The sequence below is a fragment of the Alienimonas chondri genome, assembly GCF_013036045.1.
GTDB lineage: Bacteria > Planctomycetota > Planctomycetia > Planctomycetales > Planctomycetaceae > Alienimonas > Alienimonas chondri.
Genome location: NZ_WTPX01000230.1, coordinates 1 through 5,338 on the forward strand (window position 1 = coordinate 1; position 5,338 = coordinate 5,338).

General features: G+C 69.0%; 4 protein-coding genes and 2 pseudogenes. 1 reads left to right on the forward strand and 5 read right to left on the reverse strand.

All coding sequences use genetic code 11. The features are described from left to right. Positions 1–236 (reverse strand): annotated as a pseudogene (locus LzC2_RS20090) (hypothetical protein); the annotation flags it as partial. Between the two features lie 49 nt (positions 237–285). Between LzC2_RS20090 and LzC2_RS20095 the strand changes: the two are divergent. Then, positions 286–1,098 (forward strand): alpha/beta fold hydrolase, encoded by an 813-nt coding sequence (locus LzC2_RS20095; protein ID WP_171189815.1) that lies wholly within the window; start codon positions 286–288, stop codon positions 1,096–1,098. Between the two features lie 22 nt (positions 1,099–1,120). Here LzC2_RS20095 and guaA read toward each other — a convergent pair whose 3' ends face one another. From guaA to LzC2_RS20115, 4 genes and pseudogenes are all read right to left on the reverse strand, one after another. Further along, positions 1,121–2,749 carry a glutamine-hydrolyzing GMP synthase gene (guaA, locus tag LzC2_RS20100; protein ID WP_171189816.1) on the reverse strand — a complete coding sequence of 543 codons (1,629 nt, stop codon included), beginning with the start codon at positions 2,747–2,749 and terminating at the stop codon, positions 1,121–1,123. Between the two features lie 103 nt (positions 2,750–2,852). Next, positions 2,853–3,278, reverse strand: coding sequence for a fluoride efflux transporter CrcB (gene crcB, locus LzC2_RS20105; RefSeq protein ID WP_206678827.1), 426 nt, complete (start codon positions 3,276–3,278; stop codon positions 2,853–2,855). Positions 3,279–3,284: 6 nt separating this feature from the next. Further along, complete coding sequence (locus LzC2_RS20110) at positions 3,285–4,574, reverse strand: outer membrane protein assembly factor BamB family protein (protein ID WP_171189817.1); 1,290 nt, start codon at positions 4,572–4,574, stop codon at positions 3,285–3,287. Next, a pseudogene (locus LzC2_RS20115) lies at positions 4,571–5,338 on the reverse strand (hypothetical protein); the annotation flags it as partial. The gene LzC2_RS20110 and the pseudogene LzC2_RS20115, both read right to left, overlap by 4 nt.

The window sequence follows — 5,338 nt, forward strand, 5'->3', positions numbered from 1 at the left end:
CAGATCGCCGGGGAGCCGAAGGTGGACCAGGCCGCGGCGCCCCCGCCGCCCGCGGCCTGGTCCACCTTCGGCTCCCCGGCGATCTGTCCCTGCTCGTCGGTTCGGGAGCGCCCGCCGTCTGTGGACGTGGAATCATCGTGGTCATGCCCGCCCGTGGCTTCGTGCGGAGCGGCGGAGGCCCCGTCCTGCTTGCCGCCCGGGCCGGCGGCGTGGTTCGCCGGCGGACAGTTCTTCAATCACCGGGACCACCGAATCTTCTTCCGGCGTGAGGGCCGGGGGCCGACGTTGTTGGTCGTTCACGGCTTCCCCACCTCCTCCTACGACTTTGCCCCGATGTGGGCGGCGCTGACGGCCCGCTTCGACGTCATCGCCGTCGACCTGCTCGGCTCCGGCTTTTCCGATAAGCCCGTCCCGTACGACTATTCCGTCTTCGAGCAGGCGGACATCCTGGAACGCCTGACGACCGCCCTCGGCGTCTCCCGAACGCACGTCCTCGCTCACGACTACGGCGACACCGTCGTGCAGGAATTGCTGGCCCGCTTCGGCGAGGGCACGTGCTCGCTGCACCTCGACTCCGTCACGCTGCTGAACGGCGGGCTGTTTATTGACGCCCAGCAACTCACCGCGATCCATTACCTCTTAGATTCGCCCCTCGGCGTCCCGGCGGGAGTCCTCACCAGCAAGCCGGTGTTCAAGACGTCCATGAAAAAAATCCTCGGGCCGGTCGGGCGAGCCAGAGACGTCGACCTGGATGGCTGGTGGGCGATACTGAATTACAAGCAGGGGAAACGGGCGATGCACGACGTCATTCAATACCTGGACGAGCGCGAACAATACGGCGGCCGTTGGACAGCCGCTCTGGCCCGTGCCCCGTGCCCCGTGGCGTTCCTCTACGGCGCCGAAGACCCGGTCTCCGGGGACACGATCGCCCGCCGCTTCGCCGTCCTCGCGCCGCACGCCCCGATCGTGCGCCTCCCCGGCGTGGGGCATTATCCACAGGCGGAGGCACCCGCGGAGGTCGCGGCGTACTTCAACGCGCTGCACGATCACTGGGGTTCCCCGCCGGCGGGGGCGTACGCGTACCGGGGGGTTCGCTAACAGGCGTCCGAACGGGCGCCGCTCACTCCCACTCGATCGTCGCCGGGGGCTTGCTGCTGACGTCGTAGACGACGCGATTCACGCCGCGAACGCTGTTAATGACGCGCGTCGCGATCCGGCCCAGCACCTCGTGCGGGAGGGGATACCAGTCGGCGGTCATATAGTCATCCGTCTTTACGGCCCGGACGCAGATCGTGTCTTCGTAGGTCCGGCCGTCGCCCATCACGCCGACGGATTGCACCGGCAACAGCACCGCGAACGCCTGCCGCACGTCGCGGTATAACCCGGCCGCCCGCAGTTCTTCAATCACAATCGCGTCGGCGGCCCGCAGGGTGGACAACTTCTCGGCCGTCACCTCGCCCAAACACCGCACCGCCAGCCCCGGGCCGGGGAATGGGTGACGCCAGACCAGATCCTCCGGCAGACCCAGCTCCAAGCCCATCGCTCGGACTTCGTCTTTAAACAGGTTCCGCAGCGGTTCGATCAACTCGAACCCCAATTCTTCCGGCAGTCCGCCGACGTTGTGGTGCGATTTAATCGTTGCCGCCGGGCCGTCCGGGTTGGCGCCGCTTTCGATCACGTCCGGGTACAGCGTCCCCTGGGCGAGGAAGCGGGCGTTGGGGATGCTGACCGCCTCCCGTTTGAAGGCGTCGATAAACTCTCGCCCGATAATCTTCCGCTTCTGCTGCGGATCCGAGACGCCGGCGAGAGCGCCGAGGAACTGGCTGCGGGCGTCGCAGACGTGCAGGTCGGTTTTGAAGTGGTCGCCGAACTCCGTCCTCACCTGCTCCGCTTCGCCCTGCCGCAACAATCCGTTGTCGACGAAGATGCAGGAGAGCTGATCGCCGATGGCCTGATAAAGTAGGGCCGCGACGACGGAGGAGTCCACGCCGCCGCTGAGGCCGCAGATGACGCGAGCGTCGCCGACCGTCTCGCGGACGCCGGCGATCTCCTGGTCGATCAGCCGGCCGATCTCCCAAGTGCCGCGGCAACCGCAGATGTTGGTGACGAAATTCGCCAGCAGATGGCCGCCGTGTTCGGTGTGCGTCACCTCGGGGTGAAACTGCAGGCCGTAGACCGGGCATTCGCGGTGCTTCACCGCCGCGGCGGGGCAGGTGCCGGTGGTCGCCAGCGAGGCGAACGCGCCGCTCAAGCCTTCGACCTGGTCGCCGTGGCTCATCCAGACCGTCGATTCGCTCGGCAGTCCGGCGAGCAACGGTTCGGACGGCTCGGCGACGGTCAGCGTCGTGCGGCCGAACTCCCGGTCGGCGCCCGGTTTCACCTCGCAGCCCATCGCGCGGGCCAGCACCTGCATGCCGTAGCAGATGCCCAACACCGGCACGCCGAGGTCGAAGATCCCCGGGTCCGGCTGCGGGGCGCCCTCCGCGTACACGCTGGCCGGGCCGCCGGAGAGGATCAGCCCCTTCGGGTTCAGTTCCCGCACGCGATCGACGGGCAGATCGGGCCGCACGATTTGGCAGAACACGTTCTGTTCCCGCACGCGGCGGGCGATCAGCTGGGCGGTCTGCGAACCGAAATCAAAGACCAGCACGCGGTCTTCCCCGGAGTCTCCGTCTGCGGAGGCAGTCAGAGCGGGGGCGAGCGGATCGAGTCCCGAACCGGGAACGGCGGGAACGGCAGGGGCGGGCATCGACTGGCGAACCGTCGGGGTCGGCGGCGGGGAATCCGGCAGTGTAACGCGGTTCCCCGCGGGCTGTAGGGCGACGACGCCCCGCACGCGGCGATCGGCCGACTCAGCCCAGCAGGACCGTTCCGACCCGCCGCCCCGCCCAAACCAATGCCAACCCGCCCAGCACGTTCGCCCCGACGTGCAGCAATGCGATCGGCGCCCCTTCGCCCCGACCGAGCGCGACCGCCTCGTGTCCAAACGTGGAGAACGTCGTCAGCCCGCCCAGGAATCCGGTGATGAGCAACGCCCGCACCGCCGGCGAAAGCTGCCCGCGTTCCGCGGCGGCGTACATCGCCAGCCCGATCAGAAAGCACCCGGCCAGATTCACCGCCAACGTCCCCAGCCAGGCGTGAGCGGGCCACCGGTCCGCCGCATACCGACTAACGAGATACCGACTGACCGCCCCGACGGCGCCGCCGAGGGCGACCGCTGCGATCATCAGGGCGGGCGCCGCCGCTGCGGGCGGGGGAGCGGGCGACGGATCGATCACCCGCGACTACTCCGCAATCTTCCAGAGCGTCGCGTCGGTTCGGAAATACGCGGCGTCGCCGGCCGTCGCGGGGCTGGCCCACATCCCCTGCTCGCCCAGTGCATTGGTGGCGAGAACCTTCGGCGAACCGTCCTCGTCGAAGCCGACGACGGTCACCGTCCCCTCGCCCGACGGACACAGCAAACGGGCGTTCTCGCCGGAGCCGACGGCGACCGGGGTCGCCCAGTACTTCCCCTTCAACCGGGCCTTGCCGATCTCGTCGCCGGTGGCGAGATCCGCGACGGAGAGAATCCCGCCCTGCGTCAGCGTCGTGACCAGCGGGACGGACGACCCCGCTCGCACCGCGACCGGCGATGCGTAGGAGGGCCGGAGCCGGTTGTTCGCCCAAGCAACGACCGCGGGACGCGAATCAATGGACGGTTCCAACGCGGTGATGCCGTCTGAAACGGCGAAGATGCGCGTGTCGCCCGTCGCCGCGGTCGCGACGGCGGGGGAGACGACGGTGCTGGCTCCCTCGCCCCAATGCCAAGCGACCTCGCCGGTGGACGGCTCGATCGCTTCCAGTCCGTAGCTGCCTTGGCAGAGGGCGAGATCGCCCTCGTTCCCGAAGCTCGATCCGGCCGGCAGCAGCGTGGGGCTGCTCCAGTTCGCGCTGTCCGGGCGTTCCTTCACCCACCGAGAGACGCCGGTCGCGGCGTCGAGGCCGAACAGCAAGCTCTGGGCGTCGTTCTCCGCCATCACGATCAGCGTGCGGGAGCCGTCCGCGGCGGTCGTCAGCAGCGGGGAGGAACTCATCCCCAAACTGTTGGAGACGTTCGGATAGTCGCTGGTGAGACCGCGATACCAAACCGGCACGCCCTCCGCCGTGAGGCACACCACGTCGTTGCTGCTGTACTGGGCGAAGACGTACTCGCCGTCGGTCGCGGGGGTGGAGGTGGCGACGCGCATGTCCGGCTCGTAGGTGCCCGTGCGGCCGGTCGCCTGGAAGCGTCGGTCCCAGAGGCGTTTGCCGGTGGCGTCGTCGAAGGCGAGGACATGCAGCACGCCGGCGTCGAAGCCGCTGTTCGCGGTCAGGAACACCCGTCCGCCGGCGATCGCCGGACCGCTGAAGCCGCCGCCGGGTAGATCGGCAGCCCAGGCGACGTTCGTACCCTTCGGTCCGTCGAACTCCGTCGGGACCGCGTCCGAACCCGCGGACGGGTTCCCCGGTCCGCGAAAACCGAGCCAGGCGTCGTCCGCCACCGCGGGATCGGCCGGGCCGGTTACGAGGGCGGCGAGCAGCAGGAGCGAAGTCATTCGTTCGTCGCGGGTTCGGGTTCGCGGAACGCGGCCCCGGTCGGGTCGGTGACGCGAAATTGCATCTGGTATTGCTGGGCCCAGCTCTGTTCCTGCTCGTTTTGAAGCAGTTTCACCAGCAACACGTTGCGGCCGGCGTTGACCTCGGCGGGGATGACGTACTGGTCCATCTTCGTCCCGCGGTGGTACTCCGGTCGGGCGAAGACGAGTTCGCCGTTGAGGTACAGCTTGAAGGCGTTCGGCGTGCCGATGCGGAAGGCGACCGGCCCGGCGGCGGGGGCGTCGTACTCCCGGGCGAGCATCACCGCGGAGCCCTTCCAGTTCGTCAGATCGCCGGCGATGTCGAGCGTGCCGAAGTCCTCGTCGGTCTCCAGCGGTTGCCAGGTGACCACGTCCCCGGCGTCCGGGTGGTTGGACGGGAACGTCGCGTCCGGATCGAATCGGCCGGGGGTTTCCTCCGGCGGGAGCGTGCGATCCCAGGCGATGCCGTCGCGATGATCGAACGGCCCGACGAGTTGCCAGTCCGTCAGAAAGCCGAACTGCCGCTTGAGGTCCACCGGCTCGCCCGCCTTGTCCAATCGTTCGGCGATCGTCTCCACCTGATCGCGATCCAGCGTGCGTTCGAGCAGCGCCCGCAGGTCGGCGGCGGAGGCGCCGTCGCCCAGCGAGGCCAGCTTGGCGGCGACGGCGGCACGGCGGATCGGCGGGGCGGCGCTCGCCAGCCCGCGATCGCTCAGGTAACGGTCGGCGGCGTCCGGAGAGCG

Coding starts and splice junctions, on each gene's coding strand:
- LzC2_RS20110 (WP_171189817.1), bottom strand. CDS start 4,574: ATGACTTCGCTCCTGCTGCTCGCCGCCCTCGTAACCGGCCCGGCCGAT.
- guaA (WP_171189816.1), bottom strand. CDS start 2,749: ATGCCCGCCCCTGCCGTTCCCGCCGTTCCCGGTTCGGGACTCGATCCG.